This window comes from Yoonia sp. (genome assembly GCF_017854415.1).
In the GTDB taxonomy this organism is placed as follows: Bacteria; Pseudomonadota; Alphaproteobacteria; order Rhodobacterales; family Rhodobacteraceae; genus Yoonia.
Window position 1 is genome coordinate 1 of the sequence record NZ_JAFMHR010000027.1, and the last position, 25,497, is coordinate 25,497.

General features: G+C 55.3%; 27 protein-coding genes and 1 pseudogene. 17 read left to right on the forward strand and 11 right to left on the reverse strand.

Features of this window, described 5'->3' with window-relative positions; translation table 11 throughout:
* Positions 1 to 982 (forward strand): annotated as a pseudogene (locus QZ197_RS04955) (transposase); the annotation flags it as partial.
* A gap of 12 nt (positions 983 to 994) precedes the next feature.
* Here QZ197_RS04955 and QZ197_RS04960 read toward each other — a convergent pair.
* Together QZ197_RS04960 and QZ197_RS04965 are read right to left on the reverse strand one after the other, a co-directional pair.
* Positions 995 to 1,162, reverse strand: a complete 168-nt coding sequence (locus QZ197_RS04960; RefSeq protein ID WP_296430674.1) for a hypothetical protein — start codon at positions 1,160 to 1,162, stop codon at positions 995 to 997.
* 11 nt (positions 1,163 to 1,173) lie between these two features.
* Positions 1,174 to 2,421 carry a UbiH/UbiF/VisC/COQ6 family ubiquinone biosynthesis hydroxylase gene (locus QZ197_RS04965; protein ID WP_296430678.1) on the reverse strand — a complete coding sequence of 416 codons (1,248 nt, stop codon included), beginning with the start codon at positions 2,419 to 2,421 and terminating at the stop codon, positions 1,174 to 1,176.
* A 44-nt stretch (positions 2,422 to 2,465) separates the two neighbouring features.
* Here QZ197_RS04965 and QZ197_RS04970 point away from each other — a divergent pair, with 44 nt between their 5' ends.
* The 4 genes from QZ197_RS04970 (at position 2,466) to QZ197_RS04985 (ending at position 10,219) form a co-directional block, all read left to right on the forward strand.
* Positions 2,466 to 3,794 (forward strand): amidase family protein, encoded by a 1,329-nt coding sequence (locus QZ197_RS04970; protein WP_296430680.1) that lies wholly within the window; start codon positions 2,466 to 2,468, stop codon positions 3,792 to 3,794.
* A 120-nt stretch (positions 3,795 to 3,914) separates the two neighbouring features.
* Positions 3,915 to 5,090, forward strand: coding sequence for an aminotransferase class I/II-fold pyridoxal phosphate-dependent enzyme (locus QZ197_RS04975; protein WP_296430718.1), 1,176 nt, complete (start codon positions 3,915 to 3,917; stop codon positions 5,088 to 5,090).
* A gap of 11 nt (positions 5,091 to 5,101) precedes the next feature.
* Positions 5,102 to 8,032: a DNA translocase FtsK gene (locus QZ197_RS04980; protein ID WP_296430682.1), complete on the forward strand. Its 2,931-nt coding sequence runs from the start codon at positions 5,102 to 5,104 to the stop codon at positions 8,030 to 8,032.
* A gap of 72 nt (positions 8,033 to 8,104) precedes the next feature.
* Positions 8,105 to 10,219 carry a methyl-accepting chemotaxis protein gene (locus QZ197_RS04985; protein ID WP_296430684.1) on the forward strand — a complete coding sequence of 705 codons (2,115 nt, stop codon included), beginning with the start codon at positions 8,105 to 8,107 and terminating at the stop codon, positions 10,217 to 10,219.
* A 127-nt stretch (positions 10,220 to 10,346) separates the two neighbouring features.
* On the opposite strand, the gene rpsU is transcribed toward QZ197_RS04985, so the two are convergent.
* Positions 10,347 to 10,553: a 30S ribosomal protein S21 gene (rpsU, locus tag QZ197_RS04990; RefSeq protein ID WP_100367708.1), complete on the reverse strand. Its 207-nt coding sequence runs from the start codon at positions 10,551 to 10,553 to the stop codon at positions 10,347 to 10,349.
* Between the two features lie 106 nt (positions 10,554 to 10,659).
* On the opposite strand from rpsU, the gene QZ197_RS04995 reads away from it, so the two are divergent.
* Both QZ197_RS04995 and QZ197_RS05000 read left to right on the forward strand, forming a co-directional pair.
* Positions 10,660 to 11,358 carry a COQ9 family protein gene (locus QZ197_RS04995; protein ID WP_296430686.1) on the forward strand — a complete coding sequence of 233 codons (699 nt, stop codon included), beginning with the start codon at positions 10,660 to 10,662 and terminating at the stop codon, positions 11,356 to 11,358.
* Positions 11,359 to 11,369: 11 nt separating this feature from the next.
* Positions 11,370 to 12,341: an NAD(P)H-quinone oxidoreductase gene (locus tag QZ197_RS05000; RefSeq protein ID WP_296430688.1), complete on the forward strand. Its 972-nt coding sequence runs from the start codon at positions 11,370 to 11,372 to the stop codon at positions 12,339 to 12,341.
* On the opposite strand, the gene QZ197_RS05005 is transcribed toward QZ197_RS05000, so the two are convergent.
* The 8 genes from QZ197_RS05005 to QZ197_RS05040 all read right to left on the reverse strand — a co-directional run bounded on the left by QZ197_RS05005 (position 12,338) and on the right by QZ197_RS05040 (position 17,458).
* A complete protein-coding gene (locus tag QZ197_RS05005) occupies positions 12,338 to 13,045 on the reverse strand; it encodes an RraA family protein (protein WP_296430689.1) in 708 nt (235 codons plus the stop codon). The genes QZ197_RS05000 and QZ197_RS05005 overlap by 4 nt on opposite strands.
* Entirely contained in the window at positions 13,030 to 13,725 is a 696-nt protein-coding gene (locus tag QZ197_RS05010; protein ID WP_296430692.1) for an alpha/beta hydrolase, read from the reverse strand. Before QZ197_RS05010 ends, QZ197_RS05005 begins: the two co-directional genes overlap by 16 nt.
* Positions 13,722 to 14,174, reverse strand: a complete 453-nt coding sequence (rnhA, locus tag QZ197_RS05015; RefSeq protein ID WP_296430694.1) for a ribonuclease HI — start codon at positions 14,172 to 14,174, stop codon at positions 13,722 to 13,724. The genes QZ197_RS05010 and rnhA overlap by 4 nt, the downstream gene beginning before the upstream one ends.
* Complete coding sequence (locus QZ197_RS05020) at positions 14,167 to 14,763, reverse strand: class I SAM-dependent methyltransferase (RefSeq protein ID WP_296430696.1); 597 nt, start codon at positions 14,761 to 14,763, stop codon at positions 14,167 to 14,169. The genes rnhA and QZ197_RS05020 overlap by 8 nt, the downstream gene beginning before the upstream one ends.
* Positions 14,763 to 15,212: a DUF3429 domain-containing protein gene (locus QZ197_RS05025; RefSeq protein ID WP_296430698.1), complete on the reverse strand. Its 450-nt coding sequence runs from the start codon at positions 15,210 to 15,212 to the stop codon at positions 14,763 to 14,765. The genes QZ197_RS05020 and QZ197_RS05025 overlap by 1 nt, the downstream gene beginning before the upstream one ends.
* On the reverse strand, positions 15,209 to 15,823 hold the full coding sequence (locus tag QZ197_RS05030) for a LysE family translocator (protein ID WP_296430700.1): 615 nt from the start codon (positions 15,821 to 15,823) through the stop codon (positions 15,209 to 15,211). Before QZ197_RS05030 ends, QZ197_RS05025 begins: the two co-directional genes overlap by 4 nt.
* Positions 15,823 to 16,773 carry a 4-hydroxy-3-methylbut-2-enyl diphosphate reductase gene (ispH, locus tag QZ197_RS05035; protein ID WP_296430702.1) on the reverse strand — a complete coding sequence of 317 codons (951 nt, stop codon included), beginning with the start codon at positions 16,771 to 16,773 and terminating at the stop codon, positions 15,823 to 15,825. The genes QZ197_RS05030 and ispH overlap by 1 nt, the downstream gene beginning before the upstream one ends.
* 109 nt (positions 16,774 to 16,882) lie before the next feature.
* Positions 16,883 to 17,458 (reverse strand): NYN domain-containing protein, encoded by a 576-nt coding sequence (locus tag QZ197_RS05040; protein ID WP_296430704.1) that lies wholly within the window; start codon positions 17,456 to 17,458, stop codon positions 16,883 to 16,885.
* A 111-nt stretch (positions 17,459 to 17,569) separates the two neighbouring features.
* On the opposite strand from QZ197_RS05040, the gene folK reads away from it, so the two are divergent.
* The 10 genes from folK to QZ197_RS05090 all read left to right on the forward strand — a co-directional run bounded on the left by folK (position 17,570) and on the right by QZ197_RS05090 (position 25,440).
* Positions 17,570 to 18,145: a 2-amino-4-hydroxy-6-hydroxymethyldihydropteridine diphosphokinase gene (gene folK / locus QZ197_RS05045; protein WP_296430706.1), complete on the forward strand. Its 576-nt coding sequence runs from the start codon at positions 17,570 to 17,572 to the stop codon at positions 18,143 to 18,145.
* 111 nt (positions 18,146 to 18,256) lie between these two features.
* The gene (rpoZ, locus tag QZ197_RS05050) at positions 18,257 to 18,610 is read left to right on the forward strand and encodes a DNA-directed RNA polymerase subunit omega (protein ID WP_296430708.1); all 354 of its coding nucleotides are present in this window, start codon (positions 18,257 to 18,259) and stop codon (positions 18,608 to 18,610) included.
* 40 nt (positions 18,611 to 18,650) lie between these two features.
* Positions 18,651 to 20,801, forward strand: a complete 2,151-nt coding sequence (locus tag QZ197_RS05055) for a bifunctional (p)ppGpp synthetase/guanosine-3',5'-bis(diphosphate) 3'-pyrophosphohydrolase (RefSeq protein WP_296430710.1) — start codon at positions 18,651 to 18,653, stop codon at positions 20,799 to 20,801.
* Between the two features lie 48 nt (positions 20,802 to 20,849).
* Positions 20,850 to 21,449: a DUF2062 domain-containing protein gene (locus tag QZ197_RS05060; protein ID WP_363157883.1), complete on the forward strand. Its 600-nt coding sequence runs from the start codon at positions 20,850 to 20,852 to the stop codon at positions 21,447 to 21,449.
* Between the two features lie 33 nt (positions 21,450 to 21,482).
* Positions 21,483 to 22,229, forward strand: coding sequence for a pyridoxine 5'-phosphate synthase (locus QZ197_RS05065; protein ID WP_272146568.1), 747 nt, complete (start codon positions 21,483 to 21,485; stop codon positions 22,227 to 22,229).
* Positions 22,226 to 22,627 carry a holo-ACP synthase gene (acpS, locus tag QZ197_RS05070; RefSeq protein WP_272146569.1) on the forward strand — a complete coding sequence of 134 codons (402 nt, stop codon included), beginning with the start codon at positions 22,226 to 22,228 and terminating at the stop codon, positions 22,625 to 22,627. Before QZ197_RS05065 ends, acpS begins: the two co-directional genes overlap by 4 nt.
* A 52-nt stretch (positions 22,628 to 22,679) precedes the next feature.
* Positions 22,680 to 23,516, forward strand: a complete 837-nt coding sequence (lepB, locus tag QZ197_RS05075; protein ID WP_296430714.1) for a signal peptidase I — start codon at positions 22,680 to 22,682, stop codon at positions 23,514 to 23,516.
* Positions 23,513 to 24,193, forward strand: coding sequence for a ribonuclease III (gene rnc / locus QZ197_RS05080; RefSeq protein WP_272146612.1), 681 nt, complete (start codon positions 23,513 to 23,515; stop codon positions 24,191 to 24,193). The genes lepB and rnc overlap by 4 nt, the downstream gene beginning before the upstream one ends.
* Positions 24,190 to 25,107 carry a GTPase Era gene (gene era / locus QZ197_RS05085; RefSeq protein WP_272146613.1) on the forward strand — a complete coding sequence of 306 codons (918 nt, stop codon included), beginning with the start codon at positions 24,190 to 24,192 and terminating at the stop codon, positions 25,105 to 25,107. The genes rnc and era overlap by 4 nt, the downstream gene beginning before the upstream one ends.
* Before the next feature lie 6 nt (positions 25,108 to 25,113).
* Positions 25,114 to 25,440 carry a DUF1491 family protein gene (locus QZ197_RS05090; protein WP_272146614.1) on the forward strand — a complete coding sequence of 109 codons (327 nt, stop codon included), beginning with the start codon at positions 25,114 to 25,116 and terminating at the stop codon, positions 25,438 to 25,440.
* Positions 25,441 to 25,497 lie beyond the last annotated feature (57 nt).

Below are 25,497 nucleotides of genomic sequence, written 5' to 3' on the forward strand. Positions count from 1 at the left end.
TTGGTTGGCCTTTGCTTCGGTATCAGGTCAGAACGCCGTCTGTGCGAAGAGGTCCCTTTGAACCTTTTCTATCGCTGGTTCTGTCGCCTAGATTTGTCCGATCCAGTGCTAAACTATTCGACCTTTTCGAAGAACAGGCACGGGCGGTTCCGTGAGAGCAAACTGTTGCAGCATCTGTTCGAGAAGACTGTAGCGCGATGCATTTAGGACGGCTTGGTCAGTGGGCAACGCCTTGCGACAGACGCCAGTTTGATCGAGGATGATGCGAACAAGCAGAGCTCCACGCCGAAATAAGATTGGGATAACAGTGCTATCGATCCCAATGATGCGCCGCGCGCTGTGACGGAATATCTGAATGTATTAGACGATGCGGCATCCGGTGCAGCATTGGAGGTTGAACCCAAGTTCACGTCCCATCCTGATCCTGAAAGCCAGTGGACAGCTGCGCGCAAAGGCTCTGCATTCTTGGCCTATTCCACCAACTAACTGATCGATACCGATCATAGCGTCACCGTGGACGTTGAGTGCGCGCGGTCGATCAGACAAGTTGAAGTCGGTTCGGTGCGCACGATGCTGGATCGGATCAAAGGTCTGCATGATATTGATCCTGAGCGATTGATTGCAGACAGCGCCTAAGGATCAGGGCCGATGCTGGGATAGCTCGTAGATCGCAACATCAATCCCCACATTCCTATTCTGGATAAAGCGGATCGTACCGACGGTACTTGGTCTCGCGCCGGCTTTGAATGGGACGCTGAGAACAACCAGTTCATCTGTCCGGAAGACGAACCGCTCAAGCAGCTCCGCCGCAACTATTCTGACCCAAATCGTGGGCCACGCGGCAAAGGCGTCGCAAAGTATCAGGCGCTAAAACACACCTGCCAAGCTTGCCCATCTCAAACGCATCCTTAGGTTGGGACGATTGCGATTGCGCGGCCCACGCGGCGCAAATGACGAATCCCTCCTCGCCGTAACCGCCTAAGATCTCTGCAAACTAGCCAAGATTTTTCCTGCACTGCAGCAAACGGGCAAAGCCAGATAAGAAAAGCGCTCGCGCTCTCAATCCGACACTACTTTTGGCGCCCGCAACACGTTGTTTTTTCCACAGAACCGGTGGGAAGCCGCCATTAACTATCTCTAAAAACACTTCGAGATAGCGCAACTGACGGATGGCTACCCGCGCATAAGCCTTGGCAAATCGCCCGTTAGACCTGCTGCGCGCCGCATAAATCCGCGCCGCAGGCTTGGTGCTGCGTTGACAACACCCATGCCAAGGTCACGTGCTGCGCGAACCAGCGGGTTATCGTTTGAAAACAGTCTGTTGAATGTATCTGTGGCCAGTGCCAGCGTTGCCGTGTCAAAGCGCCGCCATTCTTGATAGCGCGCCAGTGCTTGCGCGCCGCCGATGTCTTCGCCGCGTGCGCGCGCTGTTTCCAGCACGTCGGCCAATGCTGCCACATCGCGCAGGCCCGCGTTCAGGCCTTGCCCCGCAATCGGATGCACGCCGTGAGCGGCATCGCCGATCAAGGCCATGCGGTCAGCGACGAAACTATTCGCCAGTGTCAGTCCCAGTGGATAGTTGAACCGCGCGCCTGTTAGGCTGATTTGCCCTAAGAAGCTGCCGAATGCGGGCCGCAATGCGTCAAGGAAATCTGCGTCGTTCATTGCGATAAGCTCTGCTGCGCGGGTGTCTGTTTCGCTCCAGACAATCGAGCTGCGGTTTTTGGTCAACGGCAGGATTGCCAGAGGGCCAGCGGGCATAAAGAACTGATGTGCGGTGCCGCCGTGCGGTTTTTCATGGGCAACGGCGCAGACAACTGCGGTTTGACCGTAACCCCAACCGGTGCGTTTGATCCCAGCGCGTGTCGCGGTGCCGCTTTTGCGCCCGTCTGATCCGATCAAAAGGTGGCCATAGACCACCTTACCCGACGCCAAAGTCACTGACACACCGCCTGCATCGGTAGATTGTGCGACGACTGTTTCCTTTGCCAGTTGTGTGATCCGGTCTTCTGCGGCCATTGCGTCCAGAAACGCGCGGCGCAGGTGACGATCTTCGACCATATAGCCCATTGGGCCTTCTTCGATTTCCGCATGGTCGAAATGCATCATCCAAGGGCTGGGTCCTTCGCCGATCCGGCCATCGGTGACCTTGATCTCAAGCATTGGTTGGGCGCGATCGCTGATCGTATCCCAGACCCCGATGCCGCGCAGAAGGCGCATTGACGCAAGCGCCAGCGCATAGCTGCGCCCGTCAAAATCAGGGTCTTTGCGCGTATCAATCGCCAAGCTGTCGATGATGGTTACGCGAAAACCGGCCTGTGCTGCGGCCAGCGCCAAGGCGGGTCCGTTCAACCCGCCACCTACGATGATCAAATCATTATCCATATCCTGCAATATGCCGCCCCAAGCGGGATTGTCCATGCGCCGCTTGGCCGCTACCGTTCGCCAAACCTAAGGAGTATCGCATGCAAGATTGGCTATGGATGACAGCGGCAGATTTGGGCCGCGCGATTGGGGCTGGTGACATTGATCCGGTGACCCTGACGGACGTTTATCTGGACGCCATTGATGCCCATGAACACCGCGACCGCATTTATGCCCGCGTCACCCATGATCGTGCGCGGGCAGAGGCTAAGGCCGCGTCAGAGCGCGCCAAGTCCGGCATGCGCCGCGGTCCGTTGGATGGCGTGCCGATTTCGTGGAAGGATTTATTCGACACTGCAGGCACGGCGACCGAAGCAGGGACCGCCTTGATGAAGGGTCGCGTGCCAGACGCTGATGCAGAGGTGTTGCAGGCCGCGACCTCTGCCGGATTGGTGTGTTTGGGCAAGACGCACATGTCCGAAATCGCGTTTTCGGGGCTGGGTTTGAACCCGATTACCGCGACTTCGCCATGTGTGAATGATCCTGATGCGGTTCCGGGCGGGTCTTCTTCCGGGGCAGGGGCTTCGGTCGCGTTTGGGTTGGCTGCGGCCGCAATCGGGTCTGATACGGGTGGTTCGGTGCGTATTCCGTCCGCTTGGAATGATCTGGTCGGGTTAAAGACCACGCATGGACGATTGTCGTTAGAGGGCACAGTTCCACTGTGTTTGACGTTTGATACTATCGGCCCACTGTGCCGCTCCGTTGAGGATGCGAACCTTTTGCTGGCTGCTTTGGAGGGTGGCAAACCTGCTGATTTAGCCGGCAGTAGCCTTGAAGGTGTCCGCCTGATGGTCCTTGATACCATCGTGCCGGATGACGTGCGCGATGCGCCGCGTGCCGCATTTGATAGCGCGGTAGAGCAGTTGAAGGCCGCAGGCGCGGTCGTTGAGCATCGCTATTTTTCGCAACTGTTTGACGCGTTCAATGTTGCGGGCAATCTTTATGCTGCCGACAGCTATGGCTGGTGGCGCGATCTGGTTGAAGCCAACCCCGAAAAGATGTTCCCGCAGATTTTGGACCGTGTGCGGGGTGGAAAAACCGTTGGCGGTGCTGATTATTGCGCTGGCTGGAACACGCTGCGTGATATTCGCAAGCAATACGCCGCAGAGACTGCGCAATTCGATGCCGTGATCATGCCGACAGCTGCGATTTTACCGCCAAATGCCGCGCGTCTGTTGACTGATGATGATTATTACAAGTCTGAGAACTTGTTAGCTTTGCGAAATACGCGGGTCGCGAATTTGATGGACGTCTGTTCAATGACGTTGCCGACAGGTGTGCCGTCTTGCGGGATCATGTTTAATGGGCAACGCGGAACAGAGGCTGCTTTGCTGCGCCTTTGTGCAGCGGCAGAGGGTGCTCTTTCGTAACGCGCTGACCGAAAAGCCACAAAAGCGGACGCAGTTCGCCTCTTGTTCTGGACAGAATGCCCATTGGCGGGGTAGTTTGGAAAAAAGCGGGGCGAAATGATCCCGCGAATTGAGGCAGTTATGGTATTTCCCGAGCGGTTTTCGGACCTTCCGGCAGCGACGTGGCCACGCTTGCGTGCGCTTCTAGACGTGCCGACCCAAGGCGCCGAGACGATCAACATGACGATTGGCGAACCGCGCCACGCGTTCCCGGCGTTCGTGGGCGATATCATTGCGGACAACCTTGCCGGTTTCGGTAAATACCCCGACAACAACGGAACAGAACCGCTCTTGGAGGCGATTAGTGGTTTTCTGAAACGTCGCTATGATCTTGATATTCCGCCTGCGCAAATCCTGACGCTGAATGGCACCCGCGAGGGGCTATACAACGCCGCGATGGCGTTATGCCGCGAGGAAAAGCATGGGCAACCGGTAATCCTGACACCGAACCCGTTCTATCAGGTCTATGCGGTCGCCGCGTTGTCTGTTGGGGCTGAACCGGTTTATGTGCCTGCGACCTTAGCATCGGGGCATCTGCCGGATTTCCATGCGCTTTCTGATGATATTCTGAACCGGACGGCGATTGCCTACATCTGTTCGCCTGCCAATCCCCAAGGTGCCGTCGCCGATACAGCCTATTGGCGTGATCTGATCACTTTGGCTGAAAAGCATGATTTCATAGTCTTCGCTGATGAGTGTTATTCCGAGATTTACCGCGATACGCCGCCCCCCGGTGCACTGCAAATCGCGAAAGACATGGGCGCTGACCCAGAGCGTGTGGTGATTTTTCAATCGCTATCCAAACGATCAAACCTACCTGGTCTTCGGTCCGGTTTTTGCGCTGGTGGTCCACAATCTATTGCCCGCATCCGCCTTTTGCGCGCCTTTGCTGGCGCGCCATTGCCCGGTCCACTGCAGGCTGTTGCCGCCGCAGCTTGGGCGGATGACGCGCATGTGCAGGAAAATCGCGCGTTGTATCAGCACAAATATACGATTGCTGACGATATTTTGGGCCATATCGATGGTTACCAATCCCCGCAGGCGGGGTTCTTTTTATGGCTGCCAACCGCAGATGGCGAACAGGCGGCAGTGAAGCTTTGGCAAGATACAGGCGTGCGGGTTCTGCCCGGTGCTTATCTGAGCCAAGACGCGAACGGGCTAAACCCCGGTAAAAATTACATTCGGGTCGCCATGGTGGCCCCAACACAAGAAATGCAGCGCGGTCTGACCCTGATCCGCGACTGTTTGTATGTTTGAGGAAGAATAGTATGGCATCTTACCAATCCCGGCGGCGCGACCCGCTTTTGGACAGCACAACACAGGCAGCGATTGAAAAACGCACCAAAGAGCTTTTAGGCCTTGGGCTGATCTTTGCGGGGCTTTTGATTGCCGTGATGGTGGGCAGCTACGCGCCAACTGATCCAAGCTGGATTTCCGCGACTGACGCGCCTGTGCAAAACTGGCTGGGTCATTTTGGAGCGTCACTTGCGGCGCCATTGATGATGATTGTGGGCCTTGGCATTTGGGTCGTGCCAGCTGTTCTGCTGGCGTGGGGCGCGCGGTTTGTGATGCACAACGGTCAGGAACGCGCAATGGGTCGTCTGATTTTTGCGCCTGTGGCGATTGTTGTGGCCTCTGTTCACGCCGCGACGCTTGCGCCGACTGCAGATTGGCCTGCTAACTTTGGTCTTGGCGGATTGTTTGGTGATACCGTGCTGGGTGTGATTTTGACGATTGTGCCGTTCGGCGCGGTCTTTGGCGTCAAGCTATTGTCCTTGTTGTCCGGTCTTGGACTGTTGGCGCTGCTGGCGTTTGCGCTGGGCTTTACGCGACCTGAATTGAAGGTTGCGGGTCGTTTCGCGTTGCTGGGAACAGTGATGCTTTACAGTGGTTTGTTAAGGCTGCTTGGCAAAAGCGCGTCTTTGTCTGCGCAAGCTGCCCAAGGTGTGAACACAACGATCCAATCGCGCCGTGCGCAGATGGTCGAGGTGCGCGCCGCGCGTGTTGAAGCGCCTGAATTGCTTGACCCATTCACTGTGCCTCCTGTTGACGCGCACCGCGCACGTGCTGCTGCTGTTGTACGTTCAAACCCTGCAAGGCCATCGGAAGAGCCACCATTGACCAGTTCAGTGTTGCCCCCCGCACCGCCTTTGCGCAGCGCCCCGCTCGCTGCCCCGACCCGCAAAATGCCTGCACCAGAGGCACCGCAGACCGGTTTTCTTTCAGGATTGCTGAAACGTAATGACACCATGCCAGAGCCGGAATTGGTAACGCATGATCTGCCCGAAATGCGTATCCCGCTGGAAGGAAGTACCGATCGTGTCAGCGCGCGGATTGCTGATGCAATTAAGAACCGCTCGGTTCCGCCATCGCCGACGGGTGTCCGGATTGAACCTTCATTGACCGCGGGTCGCGGGCCAAAGCCATTGGTGTTTTCGCCATTGGAAGAAGACACATCTATGGATGAAGAGTTAATCGAAGTTCCAGTCGCAGCACCAGCTGAGGCACCTCGCATGGCCGCGCCGCATACGCCGATCCCGAAAGTGTACGTGCCAACCCCGACACCGCCAGTCCCCGCGCCAGAACCGCGCAGCGTTGTCCAGCATCCGGTCAAACGTGCGGCACAGCCATCGACCCAAGCCAAGGCAGAGGCACAGCCCGCGCTGAAGTTTGACGAAAAATACGCCGGTTACGAGCATCCTCCGCTTAGCCTTCTGACTAGCCCTGTTGAAATCCAGCGGCATCACCTGAGCGACGAAGCGCTTGAGGAAAACGCGCGCATGCTGGAAAGCGTTTTGGATGACTATGGCGTCAAGGGCGACATCGTGTCGGTCCGCCCCGGCCCAGTTGTTACGATGTACGAGCTTGAGCCTGCGCCCGGATTGAAAGCGTCCCGCGTTATTGGCCTGTCCGATGATATCGCGCGTTCGATGTCTGCACTGTCCGCGCGCGTGTCTACTGTGCCGGGTCGGTCGGTCATTGGCATCGAATTGCCCAACGAGCACCGCGAAAAAGTTGTTTTGCGCGAGATCCTGTCGCACCGTGATTTCGGTGATGGCAATCAAAAGCTGCCGCTTGCATTGGGCAAGGATATTGGCGGAGAGCCGATCATTGCGAACCTTGCCAAGATGCCACATTTGCTGATCGCGGGTACGACCGGTTCAGGTAAATCTGTGGCGATCAACACGATGATCCTGTCACTACTGTACAAGTTGACGCCAGAAGAGTGCCGGATGATCATGATTGATCCAAAAATGCTGGAACTCAGCGTATATGACGGCATTCCGCATCTGTTGTCCCCTGTTGTGACTGATCCGAAGAAGGCGGTTGTTGCCCTCAAATGGGTCGTCGGCGAGATGGAAGAACGCTATCGCAAGATGTCTAAAATGGGAGTCCGCAACATCGATGGCTTTAACGGTCGTGTCAAAGACGCACTGGGCAAGAACGAGATGTTCAGCCGTACAGTTCAAACCGGTTTTGACGAAGAAACCGGTGATCCGATCTTTGAGACCGAAGAATTCCAGCCAGAGGTTTTGCCATATATTGTCGTTATCGTTGACGAAATGGCGGACCTGATGATGGTCGCTGGCAAAGAGATCGAAGCCTGCATTCAGCGCCTTGCGCAGATGGCCCGTGCGTCAGGTATTCACCTGATCATGGCAACGCAGCGTCCGTCGGTCGACGTCATCACTGGTACGATCAAGGCGAACTTTCCGACGCGGATCTCGTTCCAAGTGACCTCTAAAATCGACAGCCGCACGATCCTTGGTGAAATGGGCGCAGAGCAGCTCTTGGGCATGGGTGACATGCTTTATATGGCCGGTGGTTCCAAGATCATGCGCGTGCATGGCCCGTTTGTGAGCGACGAAGAGGTCGAAGAAATCGTCAACCATCTCAAGGGGTTCGGCCCGCCTGAGTATATGTCCGGCGTAGTTGAAGGACCGTCTGATGACGCGGAAAGCAGCATTGATCTGGTGTTGGGTCTGGGTGATGGATCCGACAGTGAAAATGCGCTTTATGACACCGCCGTTGCTATTGTGATCAAGGACCGCAAATGTTCGACGTCCTACATCCAACGCAAGCTGGCGATTGGCTATAATAAGGCGGCTAAACTTGTTGAGCAGATGGAAGATGAAGGCGTCGTGAGCGCGGCAAACCATGTGGGAAAACGCGAGATTCTGGTTCCCGAGAGGCATTAATTGTGGGCGTTCAATAAGTCTTAGTGATTTGGTGCGAGTGTTGTCTGAACTTATCAACTGACAGGTTCGGGCATGAAACTACGTATTGTAATGATCACGATCATTCTTCCTCTTTTGGCATTGGCAACGTATTTTGCCGCGCAAACGATCACCGCAGAACAGGACCGATTGGCAGTTGCGTCAAGTTCCGTTGCGCGTGCGGCTGAACAAAGTGTAATCAATGATCTGATACACGAGCTGCAAAAGGAACGGGGCTATTCTGCTGGTTTTGTCGCCTCGGCCGGTGCGAATTTCGCGCGTAATCTTGTGCAGCAGCGTACTGAAACGGACCGTTTCGTTCCGCCTGTTCTAGAGCAAATACAGGTGCTTGCCGCTGGTCGTACGGTGGAATTCAGGCGCGCTGCTGCCGCGCTTGCCCAGTTGGATAGGTTTCGCTCGAACGTCAAAAACCTGGGTGTAGACGTGCCGGGTGTTGCGGGTTTCTATACGCGCATTGTCGATGACCTACTGCTCGTGGCTTACCCGTTGGGTTTTGAAAGTAGCAGCCAACAACTTTCTGCTTTGCAATCAACCCGCGCACTTTTGGCGGCAGCAAAGGAACGGGCAGGACTGGAACGTGCAATGGGATCGACAGGGCTCAGCGCAGGGTTTTCGACGTCAATCTATCAGATATACTTGCAGCACGCAGGCGCGCAGCAAGCGTTAATTAGCGAAACCGCGAAGCGGTTGAACGGCACGCACCTAAGTGATGCACTTTATGACACACCCGAATTTGCGGCGTTGCAGACCGCACGTGAGGCCATTGTACGTGGTGCCGCGACCAACGACTACGGTTCGCTAAGTCCCGCGCAATGGTTTCAAATTTCGACGGGATGGATTGATAAACTACGAGATGCCGAGAACCAATTAACGATTGAGATCGGGCAGTTTGCCACGTCGGTAGAGTCGGAAAGCATGGCCGCTTTGAAATACACGACGCTTTTCGGTGCGATTTCTATCCTTGCCATCGGCCTTATGGCCATCGGCAGTTTTGAATGGATGATCCACCGGATCAAGGTGTTGACTAACGTCGTTGACGGGTTCGCAAAGGGGGATTTTGATAAATTCGTTCCTAGCATCAATCGCAATGATGAAATCAGCAAAATGGCGCGCGCAATCTATCACTTCAAGCAAGAAACAGTTGCTTTGCGACGTGAAGCCGACGACATGAAGACCTCGGATGAGGCCGATCTGAACGCAAAACATGGCCAAGTGGTCGCGCTGGTGACAGAAGGGCTTGCCGCGTTGGCGCGCTCTGATCTGAGTTGCCACTTTGATCAAGAGATCGATGGCGGGTACGATCAAATCAGAGAGGACTTTAATTCTGCGTCAGCCCAGCTTCGCGACGTACTAAAGGCGATCGCGACGACAGTTGCTGATCTGGATCAGGCGGCGTCAGGCATGAATAGGTCGGCGCTTGACCTTGCGTCTCGTACGAATGAGCAAGTGGAAACCATCCGCGACACCGCATCGCGGGTGAATGATCTGTCGTCAGAGGTCGAAGTTTTCGGACAAGAGATCGTTTCAGCATCTTCGCTTGCAGGTAATGCGCGCGAACAGGCGACGGCTTCGGCAGTTGTAATGCGCGAGGCGGTCGCAGCAATGGACCGTATTCGCGCGTCCTCAGAACAGATTGGCGCGATTATTTCCATGATTGAGGATATATCTTTTCAGACAAACTTGTTGGCACTGAACGCAGGCGTAGAGGCTGCCCGCGCGGGATCTGCTGGATTGGGTTTTGCCGTTGTTGCATCAGAAGTCCGCGCACTTGCCCAGCGGGCAAGCCAGGCTGCTATGGATATTAAGGCGTTGGTGGACGAAAGCGGCAGTCACGTGAAAGCGGGCGGTGATTTGGTCGATCAAACAGGTGCGGCGTTGGATGATATCTCCGAAGGCATCATGCTTGTGGATGACGTCCTGGCACGCGTGGCTGCGGGTTCCAAGTCCCAGATCTTGAGTTTGCGTAGCCTTTCAAAAGCTGTGAACGCGATCAATGAACTGGCTGGCCGCAACATGGCAATGGCCGATGATACGAAGTCCTCTTCGCATGAAATCGCGTTGCGATCGCAACAATTGGCAGGCTTAATTCAAGACTTTAAGCTTGAGGTAGATGATGCCCAAGTCCGGCGGGCAGACTATGCTGCGTAGGTTATGCTGCTGCACAAGCCAAAAGAGTTTTTGATTTGCGAAGCGTAATTTGATTGGCAAAGCACAAAGAAAAACCCCCGCCTGAGATGTCAGACGGGGGAAATTATCTTAACGTTGGAAGGGTTGCTTAGAGCATACCTTCACGCTGAAGCTTTTTACGTGCCAGCTTGCGCTGACGACGGATAGCTTCTGCTTTCTCACGCGCTTTACGCACGGACGGCTTTTCGAAATGCTGCTTAAGCTTCATTTCACGAAAAACGCCCTCACGCTGGAGCTTCTTTTTCAGAGCACGCAACGCTTGATCAACGTTGTTATCACGAACACTAACCTGCATGTGGTTTTCACCACCTCTCTAAGTTGGATTTGCAAAAATTGCAGGAAGTGGTCATTTAGCAAAGGTGGTCTAGTTTGTCGAGTCAATGCTGACCAAGGAGATACGTATGTTAAACGCCCCAATCGACCCGCTGTTGGATCAGTTATTGGATGCCGCATTGCCGCATGTCGCCTTTGATGGCTGGTCGCCCACTGCCTTTGCCGCCGCGATCAAAGAAACAGGCGCGAACCCTTCTCACGCAAAGACACTGTGCCCGCGCGGCGCAGTCGATCTTGCGATTGCTTTTCATAGGCGGGGCGATGCGGCAATGATTGCAACACTTGCAGAGGCCGATCTGTCAGGCATGCGTTTTCGCGATAAAGTCGCGCATGCAGTTCGTCTGCGTATCCGTGCCGTGGATGACAAAGAAGCAGTGCGCCGCGGCACTGCACTGTTTGCTTTGCCACATATGGCGCCCGATGGTGCGAAGCTGATTTGGGGCACGGCTGATGCGATTTGGAACGCATTGGGTGATGCGTCGCGTGATGTGAATTGGTATACAAAGCGGCTGACGCTGTCGGGTGTTTATAGTTCAGTTGTCTTGTTTTGGTTGGGTGATGATAGTTTAGATATGCAGGCCACTGATGCCTTTGTTGATCGCCGCATCGATAACGTAATGCAGTTTGAGAAACTCAAAGCGCAGGCAAAGGCGAACCCGTTGTTCAAGCCCTTTGCGGATACGCTTGGGCGTATGACTGCCTCTGTCAAAGCGCCGCCAAAAGTGCCAGATGTCGATTTGCCAGGTATGTGGCGAGATCCTAACTAGAGGCGCAGCCGATGCAAGCAATCGAGATTTCAAAACATGGCGGGCCAGATGTGTTGCAGCTGACCAAGCGTCCAATGCCGCATCCTGCCAATGATCAAGTGGTTATTAAAGTTGCTTATGCGGGTGTGAACCGTCCTGATGCGCTGCAACGTGCGGGACTTTATAGTCCGCCCAAAGGGGCCAGCGATTTACCGGGGCTTGAGGCATCGGGCGAAGTGGTGGCTTGCGGTGCCGGCGTGTCTTCGTTGAAGGTTGGTGATCAGGTGTGCGCCTTGCTGCCCGGAGGCGGGTATGCGGAATATGTCGCCACACCTGCAGCGCACTGTTTGCCTGTTCCTCGCGGGCTCAGTCTTCAGCAAGCTGCTTGCTTGCCCGAGACATTCTTTACCGTGTGGTCCAATGTCTTCATGCGCGGCAGGCTGCAAGCAGGGCAGCGGTTCTTGGTGCATGGTGGCAGTTCTGGGATTGGTACGACTGCGATCCAATTGGCCAAAGCCTTTGGCGCGCGGGTCTTTGCGACCGCCGGATCAGCGGAAAAATGCGCGGCCTGCGAGGATCTTGGTGCCGAGGCCGCGTTCAACTATCGCGAAGACGATTTTGTTGAAAAAATGCAAGTGCTTGGTGGGGCAGATCTTATCCTTGATATGGTCGGAGGCCCGTATATCCAGCGCAATCTGAAATCACTGGCGGACGATGGGATATTGGTGCAAATTGCATTTCTGCAAGGGCCAAAGGTGGAATTGAACCTTGTCCAGTTGATGACGCGCCGTTTGACTGTGACTGGATCGACGCTGCGACCGCAATCCGACTTTGCAAAAGCACAGATTGCAGAAGCACTACGCGCGCAGGTGTGGCCGCTGATATCTGCTGGCAAGATCAAGCCTGTCATGGATCAGGAATTTGCGCTTGCCGACGCCGCCGCAGCCCATGCCCGCATGGAAAGTAGTGCGCACATCGGAAAGATTGTTTTGAAGGTCGGCTAGGTTCGCGCCTTTTCGAACGCAGCCCAAGCATCGAGCAGTTTGTCCAAATCAAAGTCCGGCTGATGGGCTGGGCCAAGAATAATTTGCTCGCCCGCGAACATCTTTTCAATGGCTTCCTTCAGATGTGGTATCACCGCGGGCGGGATAACCAAACCGCCGTGGCGGTCTGCATGCACCAAATCACCTTGGTTCACGGTCATTCCCATCACGTTCACTTGTGTGCCGAGTTCGCGCACGTGCACGAATGCATGGCTGGGGCCAATTGATCCTGCTACAACTGGAAACCCTTCGGCCAGATCGTCCAGATCACGCATCACCCCGTTGGTGAGCGCGCCGTTCAGGCCAAGGCCTTTGTGTACGTTCGTGTGGACTTCGCCCCACCACGCGCTGACGCAATGCGGGTAATCGACGTCTTCGAGCACGGCGATGGCGGGGCGCGGCCCACCTGCCATATTGCGGAAGTAATTCAAGCGTCGTGCGCGGATCACATCGGGCGCTTCGGTTGGGGCCTCGCGGCCTGCTATCTTGGCGGTGCGCGCGAAGCCAACCATGGATTGCCCGGGGGCAGAGCATTGCATCGTGCCTTTGGTAAAAGCATCGAAACCGCGCTTGCCTTGAGCCACTTCGATCGCATTGCAGACAGTGGGTGTGTCGACCTTTTGCAGCAGATCGAGAAGGTCGGCGGGGATTACTGGTTCAGCCATTTTGCCATTGCCTCGTTTGTTGGGTCGGGTTGCTCAAGTGTCGGTAGGTGACCGGCATTTTGGATCACGCGCAGCGTCGAATGCGGGATCAGTTTGTGCATCAATTCATGCCGGTGCGGTGGGCAAAGACTGTCTTCTTCGCCGCATAGGATCAGTGTGGGCACCTTTACGTTGCGCAAAACGTCTTGCTGGTCAGGGCGGGTTTGCAAAGCGCGCGATTGACGCACAAAAACCTCAGGCCCCAGCGTATCAGCCATCGCCATACACAGATCAAGGATTTGCCCCATATTGGGTCCATCGGTCAGGTAGTTCGGCTTCATCTCATCGCGCATTACGGACCTAAGTTGACCCGCGATGACCTTTGCGATTTGTGGTTCGCGCAGTTGGGCGATCTTGTCGGCTTCGGCCTTTGGGTTCGTGTCCAACAGCGCCAGCCGTGTGATGCGTTCGGGGGCTTGGCGAAAGACCTCCATCGCCACGATACCCCCCATTGAGAGGCCCGCAAGGGCGAATGTCGGCGGGGCGTTTTTCAAAATGTCGGATGCTAATGCGGCGACTGTGTCGTGATCGCCCAAAGGTGCAACCATGACAGCACGCTCGTGTGAAAATGCATTGATTTGCGGGCCGAATAACCGCGCGTCGCACATCATGCCGGGCAAAAGAACGAGCGGGTCATTCATGGTTTGTAAGGCTCCATGCCTGCACGCGCGAGTTCATCTGCTTTCTCATTTTCAGGATGCCCAGCGTGGCCTTTGACCCATTCCCATGTGACGTTGTGGCGTGCATTTGCCGCATCTAACCTGCGCCAAAGGTCTTCGTTTTTAACGGGCTTTTTAGCAGCGGTTTTCCAACCGCGTGCCTTCCAGCCATGAATCCATTTGGTGATGCCGTCTTTGACATAAACGCTATCGGTGATGATCGTGACGGCCGTATCTCGTTCCAGTGTTTCAAGCGCTGTAATCGCCGCCAGCAATTCCATACGGTTGTTGGTTGTATCAGCCGCACCGCCACATAGTTCGCGGGTTTTTAGCACCTTGTCGCCATCGCGCGCGATCAAAAGCGCGCCCCAGCCGCCCGGACCCGGATTCCCCGAACAGGCCCCGTCTGTATAGGCTGTTAGTTTAGGCATTTTTGCGTCCCTGCATGATGACAAAAGGGTCGATGGTTCCGGCCATGCCGCGCTCTGCCCCTTCTTTGATGTGGGTCACTGCAAAGCCTGTATCTTCCAACAGACCTCGTAGTTCGGGAACCGTGACAAAGGTATAAAGCCGGTCCATCGCATCTCGTTTTGTGCCGTCGCCGGTTTTCATCCCGACATGGATTATTCCATCGGGTTTGGTCGCAGTCGCAAGTGCTTTGAGATATCGCGGCAGGTCCGTGCGTGCAGCGTGTAGCAAGCTAAAGTTGGCCCAGATGCCGTCATAAATCGCATTGCCGCTGATGTCGTCAAAGGTCCCAAGGCGCACTGGCAAGTCATAGCGTTCGCGGGCAAGGGCGATCATCCCTTGCGATGCGTCCATTGGGTCGGGGTCCAACCCTGCGTCGCGCATGTGCGCCGAAGCGGTTCCGGGTCCACAGCCAAGGTCCAAAACACGTGCGCCTTTGGGCAAGAGATCCACAAAGGCTTGGAGGGTCTTATCGGGCGTGTTGGACGTGAAAGACGCCGCATAGTCTGCCGCTTTGCTGTCATAGATGGCGATGGTCTTTGCGTCGGCCATCAGAACACCAACGGCAAGAATGAAAGGATCACGATTGCGGTCAGCAAGCCGCGCAGATGCATCCACCAAGATGGTGCCAGTCCAAGCCGCCAGAAATGCCAATCAAGCAGCAGCAATCCCAAAAACCCGACGATCAAGTTCACCGCAGCCGCAGTTGGCCCACCGCCCGTCATAAAGAATGCCCAAAGTGCTGGAATGACCGAAAGCACATAGCTTGCCGTTGCCATTCGGCCGTTAGCCTTGGTCGCAAACCCCCACAGCACGCCTGACATGAATGATAGGATGATTGCCCCGTAAAATAACTGCACGAATGGCCCGATGAACCGCCCGCCCAGTGTGGATTGCCCCCACGTTGCCAATGACGGGACCATGACAGTGACTGCCCCCCAAATGAATGGGATCAAGCCCGCGAGCCCGAGTATCAGGGCGGATTTTGGAATCTGGTTCATGCTTTTTCAAATGCCAGTCGCAGGCCAAGGGCCGCAAAGATACCTGCGAACGATCTGTTTAGCCATTTCATCACGGTTTTGCTTTGCAGCAACCACGTCCGTGCGAATGCTGCGAACACGCCATAAAGGACGAAGATCACGAAGGTCAGTGCCATAAAGATACTGCCTAACAAGATCATCTCTGTAGTGGCGGTCGCTGGATTGCCGCTTAGGAATGGCGGCAGTAGGGCCAGAAAAAAGATCGAAAGTTTTGGATTAAGGATGTTAATGAGTGCGCCACATCGTGCGATCTTAAAGGCCGGTTGCGGCTTTGCATCGGGACGAATGGATAATGCGCCGTCAGATTTCAGCGCCTTCCACGCGAGATACAAAAGATAGGCGACGCCCGCGAATTTCACGACTTGGAATAGCACCGCGCTGGTGTGCAGTAACGCGGCCAGTCCCAGTGTTGCCGCTGCCAAGTGGGGAACAATCCCGATCGTACAACCAACCGCCGCTGCAACCGCTGCGCGTCGTCCTTGGCCAAGCCCAAGCGCCAGTGTGTAGATCACACCAGTGCCGGGGGCCGCGCAGACGACAATCGCGGTAATCATGAATTGCACGCTGATCATTATGCGGGTTCCCTCAGGACGCGTGGCACTTTGAATTCTACGTTTTCTTCGGCGGTCACAACCATTTCCACTGTCGTGTCATAACGGTCTTTGAACGCATCGATGACTTCGGCAATCAATACCTCTGGCGCGGATGCCCCCGCGGTGATTCCCATTGAGGTGATCCCTTCCAGCGCGCGCCAGTCGATATCAGTCGCCCGTTGCACAAGCTGCGCGTATTTGCATCCGGCGCGCGCGCCAACCTCGACCAACCGTTTGGAGTTGGACGAGTTGGGCGCACCCACGACCAGCATCGCGTCGCATTTGGGGGCCATTGCTTTAACAGCCTCTTGGCGGTTGGTGGTGGCGTAACAGATGTCTTCTTTATGGGGTCCAACGATCTGGGGGAAACGGTCGTAAAGGGCGGCTACAATATCGGCAGTGTCATCGACCGAAAGCGTGGTTTGGGTAACGAATGCTAGTTTGGCTGGGTCGCGCACATCGACTTTCCCGACGTCAGCAACTGTTTCGACCAATAGAACCTCGCCTTCTGGCAACTGCCCCATAGTGCCCACGGTTTCGGGGTGGCCTTCATGCCCGATCATAATCATCTGCAGACCGTTGTCAGAATGGCGCTGGGCTTCGATGTGGACTTTGCTGACGAGCGGGCAGGTGGCGTCAACATAGATCATCTCGCGCTTGGCGGCGGCGGCAGGGACCGCTTTGGGCACGCCGTGCGCGGAAAAGATTACAGGGCGATCATCGGGACATTCGTCAAGTTCTTCGACGAAAACAGCACCTTTGTCGCGCAGCGCATCGACCACGAATTTGTTGTGCACGATTTCGTGGCGCACATAGACGGGCGCGCCCCATTTATCGAGCGCCATCTCGACGATCTTAATGGCGCGGTCAACACCCGCGCAAAACCCGCGCGGGGCGGCAAGATAAAGGGTGAGGGGTGGTTTTGTCATGTCATGCTCCGGCTACGGTACCAGAGGTAAGCAATTGATGCGGGCAGGTCCAGCGTCGATGGGGTGCTGTGGACGAGGCACATCGCTGCACCCCGTCCGCAAGAATTGATTACGCGTCTTCTTGCGTATCTTGGGCAGCGTCTTGTTCGCGTGGTTCGCGGGTCGGGCGGCCAATGACATCACGCAGTTCGTCAAGCTCGATAAAGTTGTCGACCTGACGGCGCAATTCATCCGCGATCATCGGTGGCTGACTGCGAATCGTTGAAACAACGGAAACCCGTACGCCTTTGCGTTGCAGCGATTCGACCAATGGGCGGAAATCGCCATCACCTGAAAAAATCACCGCGTGATCGATATGCGGAGCAAGTTCCATCGCATCGACGGCAAGTTCGATGTCCATGTTACCTTTGACCTTTTTTCGGCCCATGCTGTCGGTGTATTCTTTGGCCGGTTTGGTAACCATCGTGAAGCCATTATAGTTCAGCCAGTCCACGAGGGGCCTGATCGGTGAATATTCGTCATTCTCGAGCAAGGCAGTATAATAAAACGCCCGCAGCATTTTGCCGCGCCGCATAAATTCTTGGCGCAATAATTTGTAGTCGATGTCAAACCCGAGTGACTTTGCAGCCGCATACAGGTTTGATCCATCGATAAAGAGCGCCAAGCGCTCGTCTCGATAAAACATTAAGTGTCCTTCCAAAAACATCTTGCGTGGCCGTCTCGTCCCGAGTGTGTTTTATGTCCAGCAAGAATTCCGAATATGTAATGTAAGAAAAGACCGAGGCAAGGGCTGTTTATGCAAGATATGAGCCAAAAGACGCTGATTGCCCTTGGTAGCAATGAAGATTCTGTCTGGGGTGACGCTAAGGAAACTGTCCAAAAAGCCATGCAGCGCGTGTCAGAATTGGCGATTTCGGCACCAGTTTACAGCATGCTTTATGCAACACCTGCCTTTCCGGCAGGGTCTGGACCTGCTTTTGTTAATGCGGTTATGGCCTTTGATACTGACCTTGCGCCCCGCGATCTGCTTGCTGCATTGCACCGGATCGAGGCCGCAGCAGGTCGGACCCGCACGACGCGTTGGGGGCAGCGCACGCTGGATTTGGACCTGATTGCAATGGGCGCGCAGGTGCTTCCTGACCACCAGACGTTTGACGAATGGCGTAATCTGCCGCTGGACGCTCAAACCAGACAGGCCCCCAAGACGCTGGTTTTGCCGCACCCACGCCTGCAGGATCGCAGCTTTGTTTTGGTGCCAATGGTTGATGTGGCGCCCGACTGGATGCATCCGGTCATCGGGCAAACTACCCGTGATTTATGTGCGGCGTTGCCTGCGAAAGACCGCGCTAGCGTGGTTCCGATCACTGCTTGAAACGCCCTTTCTATTTTAGGCATCTTGGCCCGTCTCAGGCCCTTGTCAATTCCGGATGAAGCCTCTAAATAGGCGTCTTCCGAAGTCCCTCTTGACCCACTGGAGTACGTCATGGCCCGCGTCACCGTAGAAGATTGCGTCGATAAAGTTCCTAACCGGTTCGAACTGGTGATGCTTGCCGCACACCGTGCACGTGAAATATCCGCAGGCTCGCCTGTTACAGTGTCGCGTGACAACGACAAGAACCCTGTTGTGTCGCTGCGTGAAATTGCTGACGAAACACAGCTTGCCGATGATCTGCGTGAGCGTATGATCGAAGCGAACCAGACACAGATCGAAGTTGACGAGCCAGAAGAAGACAGCATGTCCCTGCTTATGGGCGCTGAACCTGACAAGCCCGCCGACGACGACATGTCAGAAGAGAAATTGCTGCGCGCGTTGATGGATGCGCAAGGGCAGCGCTAGGGCCGGATTTCCGCCCTTGAACCGATAGGCGCAGGACCAGATGACGACAGCCGACGATCTGATCGCACTGGTCCGCACCTATAACCCCAATTCAAATCAGGCGCTGTTGCGCGATGCATATGCCTACGGCGCTGAAATGCACGAAGGCCAGTTTCGCCATTCCGGAGAGCCTTATTTCACCCACCCCGTTGCTGTTGCCAACATCTTGGCAGAACAGCAGATGGATGACGCCACGATCGTCACGGCCCTGCTGCATGACACGATCGAGGATACCAAGGCCTCTTATGCGGTTGTTGAAAAACGTTTTACGCACGAGATCGCAGAGCTTGTAGATGGTGTTACAAAGCTGACGAACCTGCAGTTGAATTCATCGCAGACCAAACAGGCCGAAAACTTTCGCAAGCTATTCATGGCGACCTCGCGGGATTTGCGGGTGACATTGGTAAAGCTGGCAGACCGTTTGCACAATATGCGCACGATCAAGTCGATGCGCCCTGACAAGCAGGCCCAGAAAGCCCGCGAAACAATGGAAATTTTCGCCCCATTGGCAGGCCGTATGGGTATGCAATGGATGCGCGAAGAGCTTGAGGATTTATCGTTTCGCGTTCTTAATCCAGAGGGCCGCAATTCAATCATCCGCCGTTTCATCACGTTGCAGCGCGAAACAGGTGATGTGCTGCAAAAAATTACTGCCGATATGCGGATCGAGATGGAAAAGGCCAGTATCACCGCCGAAGTCATGGGGCGCGCCAAGAAGCCGTATTCGATTTGGCGCAAGATGCAGGAAAAGGAACAGGGCTTTAGCCGCCTGTCTGACATCTACGGCTTTCGCATTGTCGTCGCGACCGAAGCAGACTGCTACCGTGTTCTTGGCGCTATTCATCAACGCTGGCGCGCCGTGCCGGGGCGGTTCAAAGACTACATCAGTCAGCCAAAATCGAACGGCTACCGCTCTATTCACACAACCGTGTCGGGCCGTGATGGCAAACGGGTCGAGGTACAAATCCGAACCCGTGAAATGCACGAAGTCGCCGAAACAGGTGTAGCAGCACATTGGTCCTATAAGAATGGCGAACGCGTTGAAAACCGCTTTGCCGTTGATCCGGTGCATTGGATTGCATCACTGACCGAACGGCTGGACGAAGATCAAGACCACGATGAATTCCTCGAGGCGGTCAAGCTAGAGATGTATCAGGACCAAGTGTTCTGCTTTACGCCCAAGGGCGAGGTGATCAAACTGCCGCGCGGTGCGACGCCAATCGATTTTGCCTTCTCTATTCACACACGGATTGGATCGGCTTGCGTCGGGGCCAAGGTTGACGGGTTGCGGGTGCCGTTATGGACGCGTCTGAAGAACGGTCAATCGGTCGAAATCATCACCGCCGAGGGCCAAACCCCGCAAGCGACGTGGATTGATATCGCCGTTACAGGGCGTGCAAAAACAGCAATCAGGCGGTCTTTGCGCGAAGAAGATCGCGAACGGTTCGTGCGATTGGGTCGTGAACTCGCCCGCGTCGCCTTTGAGAATGTCGGCAAGAAATCGACGGATAAGGCGCTGCGCACCGCCGCCAAGGCCCTCGCTATTGATGGCGTTGATGAATTGTTGGCACGTTTGGGCAGCGCTGAAATCACGGGGCGCACCGTTGTCAGTGCGATCTACCCAGAGCTGGAACCCCAAGACGGGGATGAAATTGAACAGGCCCGTGCTGTTGTCGGTCTGAACCCCGAACATGTGCAGCAACGCGGTGCATGCTGTCAGCCTGTGCCGGGCGAACGTATCGTTGGCATTACTTTTCGCGGCCACGGCGTTGTGGTTCACGCCATCGATTGCGAGGCGTTGGCCGATTACGAGGAACAACCAGAGCGTTGGATCGACCTTCAATGGCAAGAGGGAACACACAGGCCCGTGAACACGGTCACTTTCGACGCCACTATTGCCAATGATGCTGGCGTACTGGGACGAATTTGCACATTGATCGGTGAACAGAACGCCAATATCTCTGATCTGGAATTCATTGATCGCAAGCCTGATTATTTCCGATTGATGATACATGTGGACTTGCGTGATGCGGAACATCTGCACCGCGTGCAGACCGCACTTGAGGCTGAAAGTAACGTGTCGTCGATCACAAGACACAGAGATCCCGGACTTGCCGTTCTGGGCACGGGCATGCCCCGTAGAGAAGGATGACAACCGTTGGTGTTCAAGCGCAGGGATAGAAGGGCGATCGGACGGATCGTGCTTGATTTTTTCTATCCGCGTGGTGGCTGGGCGCGTGCATTCAACTACGTCAAGCACCGTGTCCGCCGCTTGCCTGACACGCCAGAAAAGATCAGCCGCGGCATCTGGGCCGGAGTGTTCATTTGCTTTACGCCGCTGTTTGGCCTGCACTTTGTCTTTGGTGCTATCATTGCGCGCCTACTGCGCGGCAATATCTTTGCGGCTCTTATGGCAACGTTTTTTGGCAATCCTGTCACGTTTCCACCGATTGGCTGGGTGTCGATCACGTTGGGGTCATGGTTGCTTGATGTGCCACAGGCCAAAGTTGCCGGATTGGGCGAAAAATTCGCAGATGCCAGCTATGATGTATGGCATAATCTCTTTGCCATTTTCACGTCAGAGCGGATCAACTGGCGCGGTATGCAGGTCTTTTATGATGATGTGTTCTTTCCATACCTTGTCGGGGGCCTACTTCCTGGGTTGGTCACGGCGACCGTTTCTTACTACCTCGCTGTGCCGCTGATCCGCGCCTATCAGATGCGGCGCAAAAAGGTGCTGCGGGCGAAGCTTGACCAGTTGAACAAAAAGAAGTCCCCTGTGGATAGCAATGGCCTGTGACCCTACAGGCAAGTGCACGAAAAAGGAAAGCCGATGACCAGCAAACTGCGCCTTGGTGTAAATATCGACCACGTTGCTACGGTGCGCAACGCGCGTGGCGGTGCGCTGCCTGATCCAGTGCGTGCTGCTATTGCAGCTGAAGAAGCCGGCGCTGATGGCATTACTGCGCACCTGCGCGAAGACCGCCGCCATATCTCTGACGCTGATATCGAAGGGTTGATGGCTGCACTCAAAGGTCCGCTGAATTTTGAGATGGCAGCGACACCCGAAATGCAGGCGATCGCGCTGCGTCATAAACCCCATGCTGTCTGTATCGTCCCGGAAAAGCGCGAAGAACGCACCACCGAGGGCGGTTTGGAAGTGGCCCGCGAAGAAAACGCGCTGGCCCATTTCATCGCCCCACTGCGTGAGGCAGGTAGCCGCGTCTCGATCTTTATCGCAGCCGATCAACGCCAAATCGAAGCTGCAAACCGGATCGGCGCCGAGGTGATCGAATTGCACACAGGTGCCTATTGCGATGCCCACGCCGAAGGCCGTTTTGATGTCCGCGACGCAGAGCTGCGCAAGCTGACCGATATGGCTGCTTTCGCCCATGATTTGGGTCTTGAGGTACATGCAGGCCACGGTTTGACCTATGACTGCGCGCCGTCTATCGCAGCCCTGCCGCAAGTGATTGAGTTGAACATTGGTCATTTTCTTATTGGCGAGGCGATTTTCAGGGGTCTTGGGCCTGCCATTTCCGAGATGCGCCGCGTGATGGATGTGGCCCGCAATTCATGATCTTAGGCATCGGTACTGATCTTGCGAATATCGAACGTATCGCGGGCACGCTTGATCGTTTCGGTGACCGCTTTCGCAATCGGGTTTTTACCGACATCGAACAACAAAAAGCGGAACGCCGTGCTGACGTAGCTGGTACTTATGCCAAACGCTGGGCCGCAAAAGAGGCGTGTTCAAAGGCGCTGGGCACTGGATTGCGGATGGGGATTGCATGGAAAGACATGGCCGTATCCAATTTGCGCAGCGGACAGCCCGTGATGGCCGTCACCGGCTGGGCAAAAACGCGGCTGGACGAGATGACACCAGACGGTCACGAAGCCATCATTCACGTGACTTTGACCGACGATCACCCTTGGGCACAGGCCTTTGTGGTGATTGAGGCCCGCCCCATCGCTTGACAGGGCAGGCGCACACGCGCATGTACCCTCAAACCGCACGAAGGATAAAGAAATGGCCGAAAATACTGGGTTTATCGCCTGGCTAGTTGAGACACTGAAAACAGTGTTCTGGGCGTTGCTCATTGCTGGCATTTTCCGGACCTTGTTCTTTCAGCCATTTTGGATTCCGTCAGGTTCGATGAAAGATACGCTGCTGATTGGCGATTTCCTGTTCGTGAACAAAATGGCTTATGGCTATTCGTATGCATCTTGCCCTTCGATCCGCATCCCACAGGTCGGTATTGATCTGGGCGCCGACGACTTTTGTGGATTCGCAGAAGACAGCAATGATCGTTTGTTCGGCTCGGACCCTGAACGCGGAGACATCGTTGTTTTCCGCCACCCCGTTGATGGCCGCGATTTTATCAAACGCTTGATCGGCTTGCCTGGCGACCGCATCCAGATGGTCGATAGCTTGCTCTATATCAACGATGTGCCGGTGCAGGTCGAAACAGCAGGTACGTTTACCGAAATTATGGAACCGCAAGGTCCACTTGGCATCCGCCCACAATGCGAAAACGGGGCTGTTGGTTTTGGGGCAGAATGCACTAAGTCGCGGTTCACTGAAACACTGCCAAACGGCGTGAGCCATTCAATCTTGAATATTGGGAACCGCCCATCGGACAATACCGGCGTCTTCACTGTTCCAGAAGGCCAATTCTTCTTCATGGGTGACAACCGTGATAACTCCACTGACAGCCGCTTTGCGCAAGCCGCTCGTGGCGTTGGATTTGTAGAACGCAAAGACATCGTTGGTCGCGCGGACCGCGTGATGTTCTCGTCTTCGGGCAGTTCAATGTTTGCATTCTGGACGTGGCGGTCTGACCGCTACTTTAAGGCACTCGATTGAAGCTCTCAGCGGAACTTGTAGCCTTTTCAGGCAGGCTTGGGCATGAATTCACCAAGCCCGAGACCTTGATAAGGGCTGTGACCCACTCCTCGATGATGAGTCCGCATCGCGACGACAATCAGCGCCTTGAGTTTCTGGGCGACCGCGTACTTGGCCTTGTGATGGCAGAAGCACTTTTGACGGCTGACCCCAACGCCCCCGAAGGACTGTTGGCGCCACGCTATAATGCACTTGTTCGCCGCGAAACCTGCGCAGATGTGGCGCGGGAGATTGATCTGGGCGCTGTTCTCAAATTGGGTCGCTCTGAGATGAAATCAGGCGGGCGGCGCAAAGAAGCATTGCTCGCCGATGCGATGGAAGCCGTGATAGCCGCGATTTACCAAGACGGTGGATTTGATGCAGCACGTGCCGCTATCCTGCGGCTGTGGGGTGAACGGATCAGCAATGTGGCAGATGATGCGCGTGATGCGAAAACGGCCTTGCAAGAATGGGCACAGGCGCGCGGCGAAGTGCCCCCGCAATACGTTGAGACAGCCCGCACTGGCCCTGACCACCAGCCTATATTTACTATTGAAGTGCGCCTCGCCTCTGGCCTAACCGAAAAAGCAACCGCCGGTTCCAAACGCCACGCAGAACAAGCCGCCGCAACAGCCCTTTTGAAGAAAGTCGACACATGACTGATGTTAAAACCAAAGCGGGCTTTGTGGCCCTGATCGGTGAACCCAATGCGGGCAAGTCGACACTGTTGAACCAGATGGTGGGGGCGAAGGTCTCTATTGTGACGCATAAGGTGCAAACGACGCGCGCGCGGATCCGCGGCGTTGCGATGGCTGAAAACGCGCAGCTGATTTTTATCGACACGCCTGGGCTGTTCAAGCCACGTCGCAGGTTGGACCGCGCGATGGTCGCTGCTGCTTGGGGTGGGGCCGCTGATGCGGATGTCGTCGTTTTGATGATCGAGGCCCATCGCGGTATGTCCGAAGGCGTCAAAGCTATTTTGGAAACACTGACTGAGCGGGCGGGGAAATCTCCCGTCGCTTTGGCGATCAACAAGATCGACAAGGTCAAGTCTGAAACCTTGCTAGTGCTAACCAAAGAGATGAACGAAGCCTATCCATTTGCAGAGACGTTCATGATTTCGGCCGAGCGCGGGCATGGGTGTGACAACCTGCGTGATTGGCTTGTGACGCAAGTCCCCGAAAGCCCCTATTTGTACCCCGAAGATCAGATCGCCGATCTGCCAATGCGCATGATCGCCGCCGAGATGACCCGCGAAAAACTGACCCTGCGTTTGCACCAGGAATTACCATATGAACTGACCGTAGAGACTGAAAACTGGGAAGAACGCCCCGATGGATCGGCCCGCATCGACCAGCTTATTTATGTCGCGCGTGATGGTCACAAAGGTATCGTACTTGGCAAGGGCGGCGAAACGGTTAAATCCGTTAGCAAAGCATCGCGGCTTGAACTGGAAGAATTCTTAGGCCGGCGCGTGCATCTTTTCCTTAAGGTGAAGGTGCGGCCAAACTGGCTTGAAGAATCCGAGCGCTATTCGGAAATGGGTCTCGATTTCAAAGACGGCAACGTCTAGCCAACAATGAGACTGACCGCTGATGTCTGGGTCTCTGCCTATCTTACGCGGCTTCGCCTTGTCGAAATACCTGCGTTTGTCGTCAAGCGCGGCGATAGCACAGCTGGCGCTGTCTTAGTAAAGATGAATACGCTGGATGGCATGGCGTGTTGCTATCAGCGCAGTTTTGATTTGATGACAGGTGATCGCAAATGGATGGTCTTGGCAGAGGGCGAAGAGGCGTCCGTCGATGCCTCAGTCACTAAGCAATGCAGTTTTGATGCAGACCTATGGGTGATTGAAGTCGAAGACCGCCAAGGCAGGCATTTGTTGGACGAGCCGGGACTAGAGTAATTCTTGCCTCCGGCGGGAGTTTAAAGGGCAAGATGATGAACACCACCTTGCCCTAAA